This window comes from Rhizobium sp. BK512, from assembly GCF_014194915.1.
GTDB lineage: Bacteria > Pseudomonadota > Alphaproteobacteria > Rhizobiales > Rhizobiaceae > Rhizobium.
In genome coordinates, this window is sequence record NZ_JACIAS010000002.1 from 687,601 (window position 1) to 704,438 (window position 16,838).

14 protein-coding genes are annotated in these 16,838 nt (G+C 59.1%); 9 read left to right on the top strand and 5 right to left on the bottom strand.

Annotated elements, in window-relative coordinates; translation table 11 throughout:
* Positions 1-115: 115 nt before the first annotated feature.
* Positions 116-277, top strand: coding sequence for a hypothetical protein (locus FHX06_RS09355; RefSeq protein ID WP_183879012.1), 162 nt, complete (start codon positions 116-118; stop codon positions 275-277).
* Positions 278-362: 85 nt separating this feature from the next.
* Here the strand turns inward: FHX06_RS09355 and FHX06_RS09360 are convergent, their stop codons facing one another.
* Both FHX06_RS09360 and gyrA read right to left on the bottom strand, forming a co-directional pair.
* On the bottom strand, positions 363-707 hold the full coding sequence (locus FHX06_RS09360) for a hypothetical protein (RefSeq protein ID WP_183879247.1): 345 nt from the start codon (positions 705-707) through the stop codon (positions 363-365).
* 267 nt (positions 708-974) lie between these two features.
* Positions 975-3,776 (bottom strand): DNA gyrase subunit A, encoded by a 2,802-nt coding sequence (gene gyrA / locus FHX06_RS09365; protein ID WP_113117087.1) that lies wholly within the window; start codon positions 3,774-3,776, stop codon positions 975-977.
* A 225-nt stretch (positions 3,777-4,001) separates the two neighbouring features.
* Here gyrA and FHX06_RS09370 point away from each other — a divergent pair, with 225 nt between their 5' ends.
* Complete coding sequence (locus FHX06_RS09370) at positions 4,002-4,649, top strand: MarC family protein (RefSeq protein ID WP_112968411.1); 648 nt, start codon at positions 4,002-4,004, stop codon at positions 4,647-4,649.
* A 47-nt stretch (positions 4,650-4,696) separates the two neighbouring features.
* Here the strand turns inward: FHX06_RS09370 and FHX06_RS09375 are convergent, their stop codons facing one another.
* The gene (locus FHX06_RS09375; RefSeq protein ID WP_112968412.1) at positions 4,697-5,263 is read right to left on the bottom strand and encodes a single-stranded DNA-binding protein; all 567 of its coding nucleotides are present in this window, start codon (positions 5,261-5,263) and stop codon (positions 4,697-4,699) included.
* 254 nt (positions 5,264-5,517) lie between these two features.
* Between FHX06_RS09375 and uvrA the strand changes: the two genes are divergently transcribed.
* The 3 genes from uvrA to FHX06_RS09390 are packed head-to-tail and all read left to right on the top strand — an operon-like array spanning position 5,518 to position 9,749.
* Positions 5,518-8,442, top strand: a complete 2,925-nt coding sequence (gene uvrA / locus FHX06_RS09380; RefSeq protein ID WP_112547218.1) for an excinuclease ABC subunit UvrA — start codon at positions 5,518-5,520, stop codon at positions 8,440-8,442.
* Positions 8,439-8,918, top strand: a complete 480-nt coding sequence (locus FHX06_RS09385; RefSeq protein WP_113208527.1) for a GNAT family N-acetyltransferase — start codon at positions 8,439-8,441, stop codon at positions 8,916-8,918. The genes uvrA and FHX06_RS09385 overlap by 4 nt, the downstream gene beginning before the upstream one ends.
* Positions 8,919-8,942: 24 nt before the next feature.
* Positions 8,943-9,749 carry a DUF72 domain-containing protein gene (locus FHX06_RS09390; RefSeq protein ID WP_113210610.1) on the top strand — a complete coding sequence of 269 codons (807 nt, stop codon included), beginning with the start codon at positions 8,943-8,945 and terminating at the stop codon, positions 9,747-9,749.
* Between the two features lie 4 nt (positions 9,750-9,753).
* Here the strand turns inward: FHX06_RS09390 and FHX06_RS09395 are convergent, their stop codons facing one another.
* Positions 9,754-11,226, bottom strand: a complete 1,473-nt coding sequence (locus FHX06_RS09395) for an NAD(P)H-hydrate dehydratase (RefSeq protein WP_113210609.1) — start codon at positions 11,224-11,226, stop codon at positions 9,754-9,756.
* Positions 11,227-11,570: 344 nt separating this feature from the next.
* On the opposite strand from FHX06_RS09395, the gene FHX06_RS09400 reads away from it, so the two are divergent.
* From FHX06_RS09400 to hspQ, 3 genes are all read left to right on the top strand, one after another.
* Positions 11,571-11,909 (top strand): P-II family nitrogen regulator, encoded by a 339-nt coding sequence (locus FHX06_RS09400; RefSeq protein ID WP_003539626.1) that lies wholly within the window; start codon positions 11,571-11,573, stop codon positions 11,907-11,909.
* Positions 11,910-11,986: 77 nt separating this feature from the next.
* Entirely contained in the window at positions 11,987-13,396 is a 1,410-nt protein-coding gene (glnA, locus tag FHX06_RS09405) for a type I glutamate--ammonia ligase (protein WP_112547213.1), read from the top strand.
* 154 nt (positions 13,397-13,550) lie between these two features.
* Entirely contained in the window at positions 13,551-13,880 is a 330-nt protein-coding gene (hspQ, locus tag FHX06_RS09410) for a heat shock protein HspQ (RefSeq protein WP_007811955.1), read from the top strand.
* A 156-nt stretch (positions 13,881-14,036) separates the two neighbouring features.
* Here the strand turns inward: hspQ and FHX06_RS09415 are convergent, their stop codons facing one another.
* Positions 14,037-14,708 carry an invasion associated locus B family protein gene (locus tag FHX06_RS09415; protein ID WP_112547212.1) on the bottom strand — a complete coding sequence of 224 codons (672 nt, stop codon included), beginning with the start codon at positions 14,706-14,708 and terminating at the stop codon, positions 14,037-14,039.
* Positions 14,709-14,993: 285 nt separating this feature from the next.
* Here FHX06_RS09415 and FHX06_RS09420 point away from each other — a divergent pair, with 285 nt between their 5' ends.
* Positions 14,994-16,796: an extracellular solute-binding protein gene (locus FHX06_RS09420; protein WP_113210607.1), complete on the top strand. Its 1,803-nt coding sequence runs from the start codon at positions 14,994-14,996 to the stop codon at positions 16,794-16,796.
* Positions 16,797-16,838: the final 42 nt, after the last annotated feature.

Sequence of the window (16,838 nt, forward strand, 5' to 3'; positions counted from 1 at the left end):
TTCAGATCACGATTGGTAAACACCCCGCCAACATCCGGCGGAACCTTTTAAAGACGGATGCGTTCAAATGATCGACACATATGAGATGCGTAAGCGCGGCAGGAAGGGAACAAAGATGCCTGGCAAGATCACGATGATTAACATGCTCTGGATGGTAATGGTCACGGGCATGCTGACTGCCACAATCGCTCTCTATGACAATCAGAAGGTCGATGCTTCCAAGGTATATGGTCCGTTCGCTTCGGCTCGCTCCGTAAGCGTTCTCGGTCAGTACTGAGGAGCTTGAACGCAACTCCCTAAAGAAAGGAACGCCACCATGTTCACGATCCTGACAGTTTTCACAGCACTCATCAGCATCATGTTCATTGTGTCCGTGACCTCCACGATTTCCGCTCTGCGCCGTGAAAGCGAGGAAGTGAAATCGCTCCAAGAAAAGCATAAGGCTTTCTGAAGCCGCTCCCGCAGCACAAAAGCATGAATGCAAGCCGGATGTTTTGCATCCGGCTTTTCTCATGTCGAGAATGGCGGCCGAAGCGCCAGACAGCCGCTGTTTCGCAACGGCAGAACCAATAGAGCTCGTTGCCATAGAGCGCGCGCAGATAGTCGCTGCGTTCGCTTGTAACGACGGCAAAGCCCTGCCCCATCGCAAGGATCGAGACACCCTCGGGCAAAGTGCCGGGCTGGATGTTGCCGGCCGGAAAGACCACGGCAGCCGTGTCCTCACCTATTGCAGCAAATACGGCAGCGCCATCTTCAAGGGAAGTTCCGCTGGAAAGGCTGGTCCGGGATCACTTTGCGGCAGAAGCAGGAAGCTCCGCGCCGCCGCGCCGGTTGCAGCCGAAACACCGGCCAACACACCCCGCCTTGTCCAGCTGCCCACAACATTCCCCTCAGGATGAATCGGCAAGCTCTTCATAGCGCAATAAAAAAACGGGCGGCAGGTGCCGCCCGGTTTGCTATGTGAATGTCGTGAATTACTCAGCCGATGGGGTTTCGTCGGCTTCGCCCGCTGCCGGAGCTTCACCTTCGGAAACCACGGCTTCGTCACCATTCTCGGGCGTCTCTTCTTCTTCCGGCTCGCTGATACGCTCGACCGAGACGACCTTCTCATCCTTGGCCGTGGAGAAGATTGTCACGCCCTTGGTAGCGCGGCTGGCGATACGGATGCCGCCGACCGGGACGCGGATCAGCTGGCCGCCATCCGAGACGAGCATGATCTGATCGCCATCATCGATCGGGAAGGCGGCGACCAGTTCGCCGATTTCGCCTGTCTTCGACGTATCGGTGGCACGGATACCCTTGCCGCCGCGGCCGGAGATGCGGAAATCATAAGAGGACGAGCGCTTGCCGAAGCCTTTTTCAGAGACCGTCAGCACGAATTGTTCGCGTGCCCTCAGCTCTTCGTAACGCTCGTCGGAGAGCTGTCCCTCCTCGGTGACTTCTTCGCCGACCAGAGCGATATCCTCCTCGTCCACGCCCGTGGCACGACGTTCGGCGGCGGAGCGCTTGAGGTAGGCAGCGCGCTCCCAGGGCTCGGCATCGACATGGCCGACAATCGTCATGGAGATGATCCGGTCGCCATCGCCGAGGTTGATGCCGCGCACCCCGATCGAGTTGCGGCCGGCAAAGACGCGGACGTCATCGACCGAGAAGCGGATGCACTGGCCGAGCGCCGTCGTCAGCAGGACATCATCCTGATCGGTGCAGGTCTCGACGGAGAGGATTTCGTCACCCTCGTCTTCCAGCTTCATGGCGATCTTGCCGTTGCGATTCACCTGGACGAAGTCGCTGAGCTTGTTACGGCGGACCGTACCACGCGTCGTCGAGAACATGACGTCGAGGTTATCCCAGCTGTCCTCATCCTCGGGCAGCGGCAGGATCGTGGTGATGCGCTCGCCAGGTTCGAGTGGCAGCATGTTGATCAGCGCCTTGCCGCGCGAGGTCGGCGTGCCGATCGGAAGGCGCCAGACCTTCTCCTTGTAGACGATACCGCGCGAGGAGAAGAACAGAACCGGCGTGTGGGTATTGACCACGAATAGCCGGCTAACGAAATCTTCGTCGCGGGTGGTCATGCCGGAACGGCCTTTGCCGCCGCGGCGCTGCGCACGGTAGGTCGTTAGCGGCACGCGCTTGATATAGCCGAGATGCGAAACGGTGACGACCATGTCTTCACGGGCGATGAGATCTTCATCGTCCATTTCGAGACCGCCGTCGATGATCTCGGTGCGGCGCGGCGTGCCGAACTCGTCGCGGACGGCGGTGAGCTCGTCCTTGACGATCGTCTGGATGCGGATACGCGATGACAGGATATCGAGGTAATCCTTGATCTCCTCGCCTATCTTATTGAGTTCATCGCCAATTTCGTCCCGGCCGAGAGCCGTCAAACGGGCAAGGCGCAGTTCGAGGATGGCGCGGGCCTGCTCTTCCGAGAGGTTATAGGTCAGGTCATCATTGATGCGATGCCGCGGATCGTCGATCAGGCGGATCAGGCTTTCGACATCTTCTGCCGGCCAACGGCGGGTCATCAGTTCTTCGCGGGCCGACTGCGGGTCCGGCGCCTGACGGATAACACGAATGACTTCGTCGATATTGGCAACAGCAATCGCGAGACCGACCAAGACGTGCGCACGTTCGCGCGCCTTGCGAAGCAGGAATTTTGTTCTCCGACTAACGACTTCTTCGCGGAAGGCGACAAATGCGCGGAGCATGTCGAGGAGCGTCAGCTGTTCCGGCTTGCCGCCGTTCAGCGCCACCATGTTGCAGCCGAAGGAGGTCTGCAGCGGCGTGTAGCGATAAAGCTGGTTCAGGATGACGTCGGCATTGGCGTCGCGCTTCAATTCGACGACGACGCGATAGCCTTGGCGGTCGGATTCATCGCGCAGGTCGGAGATGCCTTCGATGCGCTTCTCGCGCACCAATTCGGCCATCTTCTCGATCATCGTCGCCTTGTTCACCTGATAGGGGATCTCGGTGATGATGATCTGCTCGCGGTCGCCGCGCATCGGCTCGATGGTGGCAACGCCGCGCATGACGACGGAACCGCGACCGGTTTCGTAGGCCGAACGGATGCCGGAGCGGCCGAGAATCTTGGCTCCGGTCGGGAAGTCGGGACCCGGAATGATCTGCATTAGTTCCGGCAGTTCGATCGCCGGATCATTGATCAGCGCAATGCAGCCATCAATGACTTCAGAGAGGTTATGCGGCGGAATGTTGGTCGCCATACCGACGGCGATACCGCCAGCACCGTTGACTAGAAGGTTCGGGAATTTTGCGGGAACGACAACAGGCTCGGAGAGCGTACCATCATAGTTGTCGCGGAAATCGACCGTTTCCTTGTCGAGATCGTCGAGCAGCGAATGAGCGGCCTTCTGCAGGCGGCATTCGGTGTAACGTTCGGCCGCCGGCGGGTCACCGTCGACAGAGCCGAAATTGCCCTGGCCGTCGATCAGCGGCAGACGAAGCGACCAGTCCTGCGCCATACGGGCGAGCGCGTCGTAGATCGCGGCATTGCCGTGCGGATGGTATTTACCCATCACGTCCCCGGTGACGCGGGCGCATTTGACGTATTTCTTGTTCCAGTCGATGCCGAGCTCGGACATGCCGTAGAGGATGCGCCGGTGCACGGGCTTCAGGCCGTCGCGCACGTCGGGAAGTGCGCGGGACACGATCACGCTCATCGCGTAATCGAGATATGACCGCTGCATTTCCTCCATAATGGAGATCGGCTCGATGCCTGGCGGGAGCTTCCCGCCGCCGGGGGGTGTTTGCTCAGTCAAAACGGTTCACGTTCTCTTCTAGAATCACTCGAAGATTTATAGCGGAAAGCCTGTTCCCGCGCCAATTTGGCCAGGGGTTTTGAACAGGCTTTTACGGTCGAAAGAGGGCAAATAATGGTATTTGCCCGCGATAGGTAGACAATCAGCGATCACGCATTTGCCAAATCGGAATCGGCACAGCACAATCATGAAAAACAAGCATCTATATGGGGTTTTGAAGAAGCGATGGCAAGCGCCGACCAATTGATCAACGCGTTCACGACGCTGCTCGTCACCATCGATCCGCCGGGGCTTGCGCCCCTCTTTCTCGGCCTCACTGTCGGCATGAGCCGGCCGGAGCGAAAGCAGGTGGCGCTGCGCGGCACCACCATCGCCTTCATCATTCTTGCGGTCTTTGCGCTATTCGGCTCCAGCGTGCTCGGGGTGCTCGGTATTTCCATCGGCGCGTTCCGGCTGGCGGGCGGCCTGCTGCTTTTCTGGATCGCCTTCGAAATGGTTTTCGAGAAACGCCAGGATCGCAAGGAAAAGACGACGGAAGTCGCAATTACCAAGGATCATATCGAGAATATCGCCGTCTTCCCGCTTGCCCTGCCCCTGATTGCCGGACCGGGCGCCATTTCGGCGACGATTCTGCTCGGAGGGACCCTGCCCTCCACGGTCGAACGTGCGCAGCTGATCGGCGTCATCGCTGCGTGTCTGCTGATCACCCTGATGGTGCTGTTCCTCGCCGACCGGCTCGACCGTTTCCTCGGGGTGACCGGCCGCGCGATCCTGACCCGCCTCCTCGGTGTAATCCTCGCAGCACTTGCCGCGCAGTTCGTCGTGGACGGTGCAAAATCCGCTCTTAATCTGATCAGCGCCACGCCGACATGAAAACGGCGCCTTGGGGCGCCGTCGTCAAAGCTCGGGAATAGCGTCGCTCAAAACGGGATATCGTCGTCGAGATCGCGCGAGAAGTTGCCGCCGCTGCTGCTGCCACCGCCACTGCTGCCACCGCCACGATTACCGCCGCCGCTGCTTCGGCCACCGCCGCCAGAAGACGGGCTGGAACCATAATCGTCGCCGTAACCGCCGCCACCGAAGTCGTCACCACCGCGACCGCCGCCGAAGCCGGAACCTGCGCCACCGCCTTCACCACGACCGTCGAGCATCGTCAGGGTCGAGTTGAAGCCCTGCAGCACGATTTCCGTCGAGTAGCGGTCGTTGCCGGTCTGGTCCTGCCACTTGCGGGTCTGCAGCGCGCCTTCGATATAGAGCTTGGCGCCCTTCTTCACATATTGCTCGACAACCTTGCAGAGGCCTTCGTTGAAGACAACGACCGTGTGCCATTCGGTCTTCTCGCGGCGCTCGCCGGAATTGCGGTCACGCCAGGTTTCCGAGGTCGCGATACGAAGATTGGCGATCGGCCGGCCATCCTGCGTACGGCGGATTTCGGGGTCGGCGCCCACGTTTCCGATCAGAATTACCTTGTTCACACTGCCAGCCATATCATTCACCTTACTGCCGCCCTGCCCGGCGGCGTTTAAAAATCATCGGCGCACCTTAAACCATAGAGGACAGGCGGTGCGTATCCAGTTCCTGTCATCCACAAGGAATTTTGTTCTTTATTTGTTCTAATTATTCGCTATGATCCTGTCAACAGAATCGAAAACCTTTGTTGTTCCGGACATTCAGCCTCGACTCGCCCGCCGGCATCACTAAATAAGGGCTGTTATTCCCCAAACGACTTGAAGCAGAGACGATGAGCGAACTGAAGACGATCTCCATCCGTGGCGCGCGCGAGCATAATTTGAAGGGCATCGACCTCGATCTGCCGCGCAACAAGCTCATCGTTATGACAGGCCTTTCGGGCTCCGGCAAATCCTCGCTCGCCTTCGACACGATCTATGCCGAGGGACAGCGCCGCTATGTCGAAAGCCTTTCGGCCTATGCCCGCCAATTCCTGGAAATGATGCAGAAGCCTGACGTCGACCAGATCGACGGGCTTTCGCCGGCAATCTCGATCGAACAGAAGACGACATCGCGCAACCCGCGCTCGACGGTCGGTACGGTCACCGAAATCTACGACTACATGCGCCTGCTCTTCGCACGCGTCGGCGTCCCCTATTCGCCGGCCACCGGCCTGCCGATCGAAAGCCAGACGGTGAGCCAGATGGTCGATCGGGTGCTCGCTTTCGAGGAAGGCACGCGGCTCTACATTCTCGCGCCGATGATCCGCGGCCGCAAGGGCGAGTATAAGAAGGAACTGGCGGATCTCATGAAAAAGGGCTTCCAGCGCGTCAAGATCGATGGCCAGTTCTACGAGATCGCTGATGCGCCTGCTCTCGACAAGAAATACAAGCACGATATCGATATCGTCATCGACCGTATCGTCGTGCGCCCCGACATGGCCTCGCGTCTGGCCGACAGTTTCGAGACCGCTCTGAAGCTCGCCGATGGGCTCGCCGTTGCGGAATTTGCCGACAAGCCGCTGCCGCCGGAGGAAACCTCGGCTGGTGGCTCTGCCAACAAGTCGCTCAACGAGACGCATGAGCGTGTGCTGTTTTCGGAAAAATTCGCCTGCCCGGTCTCCGGCTTCACCATTCCGGAAATCGAGCCGCGGCTCTTCTCGTTCAACAATCCCTTCGGTGCTTGCCCGACCTGCGACGGTCTCGGCTCGCAGCAGAAGATCGATACCGACCTGATCGTGCCTGAGCCGGAGCGCACGTTGCGGGATGGCGCGATTGCGCCGTGGGCCAAGTCCACCTCGCCCTATTACAACCAGACGCTTGAGGCGCTCGGCAAGCATTTCGGCTTCAAGCTCGGCAGCCGCTGGAACGATCTCTCTGAGAAAGCCAAGGATGTCATTCTCAATGGCACCGAGGAGAAGATCGAATTCCACTATGCCGATGGCGCGCGCTCCTACACGACCTCGAAGAATTTCGAGGGCATCGTGCCCAATCTCGAGCGGCGCTGGAAGGAAACGGATTCGGCCTGGGCGCGCGAGGATATCGAGCGCTTCATGTCGGCCGCCCCCTGCCCGGCCTGTAATGGTTTTCGCCTGAAGCCGGAAGCGCTCGCGGTCAAGATCAACAAGCTGCATATCGGCGAAGTGACGCAAATGTCGATCCGCATCGCGCGCGACTGGTTCGAGACGCTACCGGCGACCTTCAATGCCAAGCAGAACGAGATTGCCGTGCGCATTCTCAAGGAAATCCGCGACCGCCTGCGCTTCCTCAACGATGTCGGCCTCGAATATCTGAGCCTGTCGCGCAATTCAGGCACGCTGTCGGGCGGCGAGAGCCAGCGTATCCGGCTTGCCTCGCAGATCGGCTCGGGCCTGACGGGTGTTCTCTACGTGCTCGACGAGCCGTCGATCGGCCTGCACCAGCGCGACAATGCCCGGCTTCTCGAAACGCTGAAGCACCTGCGCGATATCGGCAATACGGTTATCGTCGTCGAGCATGACGAAGATGCGATCCTGACGGCTGATGATGTGGTCGATATCGGCCCCGCTGCCGGCGTCCATGGCGGCCAGGTGGTGGCACATGGCACGCCGCAGGAGATCATGGCCAATCCGAAGTCGCTCACCGGCAAATATCTGTCCGGCGAACTCGGGGTGGCCCTGCCCGACGAGCGACGCAAGCCGAAGAAAGGCAAGGAGATCAAGGTCGTCGGCGCGCGCGGCAACAATCTGAAGAACGTCACCGCAGCCATTCCGCTCGGCGTCTTCACGGCTGTTACGGGTGTTTCGGGAGGCGGCAAGTCCACCTTCCTGATCGAAACGCTCTACAAGTCTGCAGCGCGTCGTGTCATGGGCGCGCGCGAAATCCCTGCCGATCACGATCGCATCGACGGTTTCGAACATATCGACAAGGTGATCGATATCGACCAGTCGCCGATCGGCCGTACGCCGCGGTCCAATCCGGCGACCTATACCGGCGCCTTCACGCCGATCCGCGACTGGTTCGCCGGCCTGCCGGAGGCCAAGGCGCGCGGGTATCAGCCGGGCCGTTTCTCTTTCAACGTCAAGGGCGGCCGCTGCGAAGCCTGCCAGGGCGATGGCGTCATCAAGATCGAGATGCATTTCCTGCCCGACGTCTATGTCACCTGCGACGTCTGCCACGGCAAGCGCTATAACCGCGAAACGCTCGACGTGACTTTCAAGGGCAAGTCGATCTCCGACGTGCTGGACATGACGGTGGAAGAAGGTGTCGAGTTCTTCGCAGCGGTTCCGGGCGTGCGCGACAAGCTGCAGTCACTTTTCGATGTCGGCCTTGGCTATATCAAGGTCGGCCAGCAGGCCAATACGCTCTCGGGTGGTGAGGCGCAGCGCGTCAAACTCGCCAAGGAACTGTCGAAGCGTTCGACGGGCCGCACGCTCTATATCCTCGACGAGCCGACAACTGGCCTGCATTTCCATGACGTCTCCAAGCTTCTGGAAATGCTGCACGAGCTGGTCAATCAGGGCAATTCGGTTGTGGTCATCGAGCACAATCTCGAAGTTATCAAGACTGCCGACTGGATCCTCGACTTCGGCCCTGAAGGCGGTGACGGAGGCGGCGAGATCGTGGCCGTCGGCACGCCGGAGACCATCGTCAAGGAGAAGCGTTCCTATACCGGTCATTTCCTGAAGGAACTGCTGGAGCGGCGACCGGTCAAGAAGACGTTCGCGGCGGCGGAATGACCATGCGGCGTGCCACGGGAGCGGATCTACCGGTTGTCGTGGCGCTGACCGCAGCTGCCTTTGCCCCTTATACACAAAGCTTCGGCGCGCCACCGGTGCCCGTAACCGAAGATTACGGGCCTCGGCTCGATCGCGGAGAGATCTGGTTGCGGGAGGCTGACGACAGGATTGCGGGACTGGTCGTTGTCGAACGCTACCCGGACCATCTTATGCTCTTCAGCATCGCCGTCGCGCCTGAGTTTCAGGGATCGGGACATGGCGTTGCAATGCTTACCTGGCTGGAGGACAGAGCGCGGGAATGGGCAGTGCCGGAGATCCGACTTTATACCAATGCGCTAATGGAGCGGAATATAGCGCTCTATTCCGCCTTTGGTTTTCAGGAAACGGGTCGCCGCCCCCATCCCTATCGGCCAGGGTGGACTATCGTCGACATGTCGAAAACGATCGACAGGACGAAGAAGGTTGGCGCGATCTGAAGGATCGCAAGCGAGGAGGAAGAGATGAGCAAATCGGGCACGATCCGCGTGGGCATCGGCGGCTGGACATTCGAGCCGTGGCGCGGCCATTTCTTTCCCGACGATCTCAAGCAGAAGGACGAGCTGCACTATGCCAGCCGCCAGTTGAAGGTCATCGAGGTCAACGGCACCTATTACAGCACGCAGAAACCGGCAGTCTTCGCCAAATGGGCCGCCGACGTGCCCGATGGCTTCGTTTTTTCGCTGAAGGCGACGCGCTACACCACGAACAGGCGCGTGCTTGCCGAAGCCTGGGAGTCGATGGAGAAATTCCTCTCGTCCGGCATTAGCGAGCTTGGCGATCATCTCGGCCCGTTGCTCTGGCAGTTTGCGCCCACCAAGAAATTCGAGCCCGATGATTTCGAAGCCTTCCTGAAGCTGCTGCCCGAAAAGCAGGACGGGCTGAAGCTGCGCCATGTCGTGGAAGTCCGGCACGATTCCTTCAAGGTGCCTGAATTCATTGCGCTGCTCGAAAAATACGGGGTGGCGCCCGTCTGCGCCGAACATTTCGACTATCCGATGATTGCCGACGTAACGGCGGATTTCGTCTACACGCGTCTGCAGAAGGGATCGGACGATATTCCGACCTGCTACCCGGAGCCGGAACTGAAGGATTGGACCAAGCGGCTGCAGGTCTGGGCCGAAGGCAAGGTGCCTGACGACCTGCCGCTGATCGACAAGGACCGCAAGGTCAAAATTGAACCGCGCGATGTCTTCGCCTTCATGATCCATGAGGGCAAGGTCAACGCGCCGCATGGGGCAATGGCCCTGCAGAAGCGGGTAAACGGTTAAGAGCTCAAAACGGCAGCACGTGGCTGGCGAGATCTTCGGCGGTCAGGCCCTTGCCGGCGCGATTGCCGGCTTCGCCATGCAGCCAGACGCCGGCAGCCGCCGCCTCGAAAGCCGGCACTCCTTGGGCAAGCAGGCCGCCGATGATGCCGGCCAATACGTCGCCTGAGCCTGCGGTGGCGAGCCAGACAGGCGCGTTGGTATTGATCAGTGCACGCCCATCCGGCGAGGCGATGACGGTATCGGCACCCTTGTATATGACGGCGGCGTTGGCGCGACTTGCGGCTGCGAGCGCCTTGTCGACCTTACCCGCCTTCTCGTCTGCGGCAATATCGGGAAAGAGGCGAGCGAATTCTCCATCATGCGGCGTCAGCACGAGGCGCGGCTCCCCCTTGAACAGGTCGAACAGCGCCTGCGGGTCATCCTTGAATGAGCTGATACCGTCAGCATCGAGAACGACGTGCCGGTCCCGGAGCAGGGACACGAATTTACGGGCTTTCTTTCCAATCCCGAAACCGGGTCCGAGAACGAAGGTCTGAAGCCGCGCATCTCCAAGCCAGCCCTTCAACGCCGCCGCGTCATCAATGGCGTGCAGCATGATGGCGGTCAGATGGGCGCTGTTGGCCGACAGGGCTTCGTTCGGCGCTGCGATCGTCACCAGTCCGGCCCCGGCTTTCAGGCCCGCCATGGCCGACATGCGGGCTGCGCCCGTCTTGCTCGCCTCTCCCGAAAACACGACAAGGTGGCCGCGCTTGTATTTGTGTGTTTCCAACTGCTCGGCCGGCATAGCAGCGCGCCAGGCGCAGGGCGTATTCTCGGCCACGAGGCCAGTCGTCTGCGCCTGGATGATGCGGCTCGGAATACCGATATCGAAGACCTCGAGGCTGCCGCAAAGCTCCCTGCCCGGCATCAGAAGATGGCCGGGCTTACGGGTCATGAAGGTCACGGTATGCGCCGCGCGGAAGGCGGCTCCGAGCACGGCACCGGTGCGCCCGTCCAGGCCTGATGGGAGGTCGACGGCAATGACCGGCGTGCCCGCCCTGCCGACCTTGCGGATCAGATCGGCGACATCGGGCGGCACATCGCGCGCCAGACCCGCTCCGAAGAGACTGTCGACGACGATATCGCCCTGCTCCGGATCATAGTTGCCTATATCCAAGCCCTTCAGCGCACAGGCTGCCCTCGCCCGTGCGGCGTCCCCCTTCAGCTTCTCCGGATCGCCGAGATAGAAGATCTCCACACGTGCGCCACTCTCCTGCAGAAGCCGGGCAACCACATAGCCGTCGCCGCCATTATTGCCGGGACCGCAGAGGACGGCAAAACGTGCAGTGCCCGGATAAAGCCGCAGCGCAGCGGCGGCGACAGCGGCGCCCGCTTTCTCCATCAAGCCGTAGGAGTCGATTCCAGTTTCAGCGGCAGCCCTATCAGCGGCGGCCATTTCGGCAGGTGTGAGGAGGAGATCGGAAAGGCGTTGGCTCATGGCCCTATTCAATTCAAAAAACGCCTAAAAAACAACCGCATGATCGAGAAAACAAAAGATCATATTTTGTGCATCTGATTAATTTTTCATCGAATCGTGAGGGCCATCGAGAAGTCGAAAATGGAATGGTTTTTTCAGGTTTTGTATCATTTTCGATAAAAATGCGCCCCCACTCACCTCATTTTTCATCAAAACGACATTGAAACGCTGGCAAACAAGGTCGCGCGCATAAAATTCCGCGATTTTTTGCGCGAGACGGATTTCAAACTGGCACGATATCTGCATCATATTCCGCGAGCGGGAACGTTCCTGCTGTAACAGGAGAAGCGGAGAGACATTTTCTCATGAAAAAGATCGAAGCGATCATTAAGCCTTTCAAGCTGGACGAGGTGAAGGAAGCCCTTCAGGAAGTCGGTCTGCAGGGTATCACCGTCACGGAAGCGAAGGGCTTCGGTCGCCAGAAGGGCCACACCGAACTCTACCGCGGCGCTGAATACGTCGTCGATTTCCTGCCGAAGGTGAAGGTTGAGGTCGTGCTCGCAGATGAAAACGCGGAGGCCGTCATCGACGCGATCCGCAAGGCCGCGCAGACGGGGCGCATCGGCGACGGAAAGATTTTTGTTTCCAACGTCGAAGAGGTCATCCGCATCCGCACCGGTGAAACCGGTATCGATGCCATCTGAAGGCTTTGCCTTCGGGCAAGCTCACCCATCCTCATCGCACATAACGTAACATCATCACAAAACAGAGGAAGCATCTTATGGCGAGTGCAAGCGAAATCCTGAAGCAGATCAAGGAAAACGACGTCAAGTTCGTCGACCTGCGCTTTACCGACCCCAAGGGCAAGCTGCAGCACGTAACGATGGACGTTGTTTGCGTCGATGAAGACATGTTCGCCGATGGCGTCATGTTCGACGGCTCCTCGATCGGCGGCTGGAAGGCCATCAACGAGTCCGACATGGTGCTCATGCCCGACACGGACACCGTGCACATGGACCCGTTCTTCGCTCAGTCGACCATGGTCATCGTCTGTGACATCCTCGACCCGGTTTCCGGCGAAGCCTATAACCGCGACCCGCGCGGCACTGCCAAGAAGGCCGAAGCCTATCTAAAGGCATCCGGCATCGGCGATACGATCTTCGTCGGCCCGGAAGCCGAATTCTTCGTCTTCGACGACGTCAAATACAAGGCTGATCCCTACAACACCGGCTTCAAGCTCGACTCGACCGAACTGCCGTCGAACGACGATACCGACTACGAGACCGGCAACCTCGGCCACCGCCCGCGCGTCAAGGGCGGCTATTTCCCGGTTCCGCCAATCGACAGCGCCCAGGACATGCGTTCGGAAATGCTGACGGTTCTCTCGGAAATGGGCGTCGTCGTTGAAAAGCACCACCATGAAGTGGCTGCCGCGCAGCACGAACTCGGCATCAAGTTCGACACGCTCGTTCGCAACGCCGACAAGATGCAGATCTACAAGTATGTCGTCCATCAGGTCGCCAATGCCTATGGCAAGACGGCAACCTTCATGCCGAAGCCGATCTTCGGTGACAACGGTTCGGGCATGCACGTTCACCAGTCGATCTGGAAGGGCGGCAAGCCGACCTTCGCCGGCGACGAATATGCAGGCCTGTCCGAATCCTGCCTCTACTATATCGGCGGCATCATCAAGCATGCCAAGGCGATCAACGCGTTCACCAACCCGTCGACGAACTCCTACAAGCGTCTCGTCCCGGGTTACGAAGCACCGGTTCTGCTCGCCTATTCCGCGCGCAACCGTTCGGCCTCCTGCCGCATTCCGTTCGGCACCAATCCGAAGGCAAAGCGCGTCGAAGTCCGCTTCCCGGATCCGATGGCAAACCCTTACCTCTCCTTCGCTGCCATGCTGATGGCAGGCCTCGACGGCATCAAGAACAAGATCCATCCCGGCAAGGCCATGGACAAGGACCTCTACGACCTGCCGCCGAAGGAACTGAAGAAGATCCCGACCGTCTGCGGCTCACTGCGTGAAGCGCTGGAAAGCCTCGACAAGGACCGCAAGTTCCTGACGGCTGGCGGCGTCTTCGACGACGATCAGATCGATGCCTTCATCGAGCTGAAGATGGCTGAAGTGATGCGCTTCGAAATGACGCCGCATCCGGTCGAGTACGACATGTATTACTCGGCATAAAACAAGAGAGAAGCCCCGGTTCGCCGGGGCTTTTTTCGACCCCGAGGTCATGAAAACCGATGGGCAGACATGACAATCATGTGACGAAGTCCCGCAAAAAATCTTGATTTGCGGGGGGCCGATCACCAAATCAGGTGAGAAAGGAAGTCGTACCATGAAAGAAAGAGTTGCAAAGTTCAGCATAGGCGAAGTGGTTCGGCACAAGGTTTTTCCGTTTCGCGGCGTCATCTTTGACGTTGATCCGGAGTTCGCGAATACGGAAGAATGGTGGAATTCCATTCCCGCGGAAGTCCGCCCCAGCAAAGACCAGCCGTTCTACCATCTGCTTGCCGAAAACGATGACAGCGAATATGTCGCCTATGTTTCCGAGCAGAACCTGGTGAGCGACGAGAGCGATACGCCGCTTCGCAATCCGCAGGTCGAGCAGATCTTCGACCGCGGCCCGACGGGCCAGTTCAAACCCAAGATGAGCTTCGCCCATTAAGTCGGACCACATGACCTCTATGACAAGGCCCCGCATGTCGGGGCCTTTTTCTATTCTCGCATGTCGCGCAAAACGGCTTCACACTTTTGCGCGACAAGCCAGCAACAAAAAACCCGGCCTGAAGCCGGGTTTTTCGTCAATTCGTGAAAGTCCCGATTACTGGGCCTTTGCTGCCTTCTGGGCGTCTTCCAGCTTCTTGCGGGCTTCTTCAGCCTTCTTCTGCATGCTGTCCTGCAGGCTGCGCTGGCTTTCGGCAAGCTTCGATTCGGAAACCGGTTCGCCGTCATAAGCGCCCGTGAAGCCTTCGAGCGAAACCTTGATCGGGTTTGCAGCACGGCGGAAGTTGATCGAGGTGAAGACCACGTCGCTGCCCTTCTTGAGGCTTGCGATCATGGCGTCCGTCAGCGGAATTTCAGCCGTGCACTTGTCGGGCAGGCAGACGGCGTAATCGAGCTTCTGGCCCTTGCCGCCGTCAATCTGCATTGCAATGCCCGGGGGGATCAGGCGCGCAGCAGGAACAGAAACCTGAAGGATCTTGCGGTTGATCTTGCCGGAGACCGAGATCAAGCCAACGGCAGTAACCAGCTGGCCGCCATTGGCGAGAACCAGGTTCTGAACAACGCAGATGTCGTTGTCTTCCTGCTTGCTGCAGGTCTTGTACCAGCCGAGGCGCGGTGCACCTGCGGCCTGTGCGGGCGCGTCAGCCGACGCTGCCGGAGCCTGGGCGGCTGCATCCTGTGCGAAGGACGAGACCGGAGCCGAGGCACCGAAGATCACTGCCATCACGGACAGTGCTGCCCGCATTTTCTTTTCAGACTTGAACATCATAACGAATTCCGTCTCCTGATATCCGTTGCGGGGCTACGTTCGGCCGCCCCAACCACCGGGTCGTTCGGCACTCCACCTCTTAAAAAATTAAGGCAAATGCATGACCCCAAAACTTCGGGTCACGTGTTACATCGCGCTGTGGAAGATATCCAGCATTTCTTTGGCAATTTCGCGGGCATTTTGGCACATAGGTAAAGAAAACGGCGGGTCCGGTTGGAATTGGACGCTCGCATGTTACCCTGCCGGCGAATCGTGCCCATTGCCGCGCATCAAGGAATTTCAGCAATGCTTCGGATCGCCCTTCTCGCCGCTTTCACGCTGATCAGTGGCGCCGCCGCTGCTGAGCCCGTACATGGTATTGCCATGCACGGTGCGCCGGCGCTGCCTGCCGATTACAAGCACTTCCCTTACGTCAATCCCGACGTGAAGAAGGGCGGGAAAATCACCTATGGCGTGGTCGGCACTTTCGACAGCCTGAACCCTTTTATCCTGAAAAGCATGCGCACAACGGCGCGCGGCATGTGGGATCCGCAATTCGGCAACCTCGTCTATGAATCCATGCTGCAGCGTTCGAGCGACGAGCCCTTCACGCTCTACGGCCTGTTGGCGGAAACGGTGGAATGGGATGAAGACCGTACCTTCATTCAGTTCAACCTCAACCCGAAAGCCAAGTGGTCGGACGGGCAGCCAGTTACACCCGAAGACGTGATCTTTTCTTTCGAACTGTTGCGTGACAAGGGACGCGTGCCCTTCTCCAGCCGCCTCAATCTCGTTTCGAAAATGGAGAAGGTCGGCGACCACAGCGTACGCTTCACCTTCAACGACAAGGCAGATCGCGAGACGCCGATGATCTTCGGCCTGTTTCCGATCCTGCCGAAACATGCGATCGCACTTGATGGTTTCGACCGCAGTTCGCTCACGCCTCCCATCGGCTCCGGTCCCTACAAGATCAAGAGCCTGAAACCCGGCGAGAGCATCACCTACGAGCGCGACCCGAACTATTGGGGCAAGGACATTCCGGCCAAGGTCGGCATGGACAATTACGACCAGCTCACCGTGCAGTATTTTCTGCAGGACACGACGCTTTTCGAGGCATTCAAGAAAGGTGATGTCGATATCTATCTGGAGGGCAATCCCGGGCACTGGGCCAATGCCTATGATTTCCCGGCCGCAACATCGGGCACGGTTGTGAAGGATGTCTTCAAGCCGAAACTGCCGAGCGGCATGCTGGGCTTCGTCTTCAATACGCGGCGTCCGATCTTTAGCGATATCAAGGTGCGCGAAGGCCTGTCGCTGGTCTTCGATTTCGAATGGGCCAACAAGAACCTCTACTCCGGCGCTTACAAGCGCACGCAAAGCTTCTGGCAGAATTCTGATCTGTCGAGTTTCGGGGTACCGGCGGATGAGCGTGAACTGGCGTTGCTCGGACCGATCAAGGACCGGATCGACCCCACCATCCTTGACGGCAGCTACAAGCTGCCGGTGACGGACGGTTCGGGACGCGACCGCAAGGTGCTGAAGCAGGCTGTCGACCTCCTGAAACAGGGGGGCTACACAATCCAGGGCGGCAAGATGGCGGATGCGAGCGGCAAGCAGCTTGCCTTCGAGATCATGACGCAAAATCCCGATCAGGAAAAACTCGCCGTCGCGTACCAGCGTTCGCTGCAGACGATCGGCATCGCGGCGTCGATCCGCACCGTCGACGATTCGCAATATCAGAGCCGGACGAACAGTTTCGACTACGACATGATAATGAAGGCCTATACTTCTTCACTGTCACCCGGCAATGAGCAGCTCGGCCGCTGGTCGTCGGCGGCACGCACGCGCCAGGGTACAGACAGCTTCGCGGGCGCCAATGATCCCAATCTCGATACATTGATCGATCACCTGCTGCGCTCCCGCTCGACGGAGGATTTCACCGCTTCTGTGCGCTCTTATGACCGGCTGCTGCTCTCCAACCACTATGTGCTGCCGCTCTACCACATCGATCAGCAATGGGTTGCCCGCAACAAACGCATCGGTCATCCGGATGCGGTGCCGCTCTATGGCTATCAATTGCAGACGTGGTGGGATACGAGCGCGCAATAATCACATCATTGAGCGTAGCGCTCTATTTCCTTTCTCTTGCCT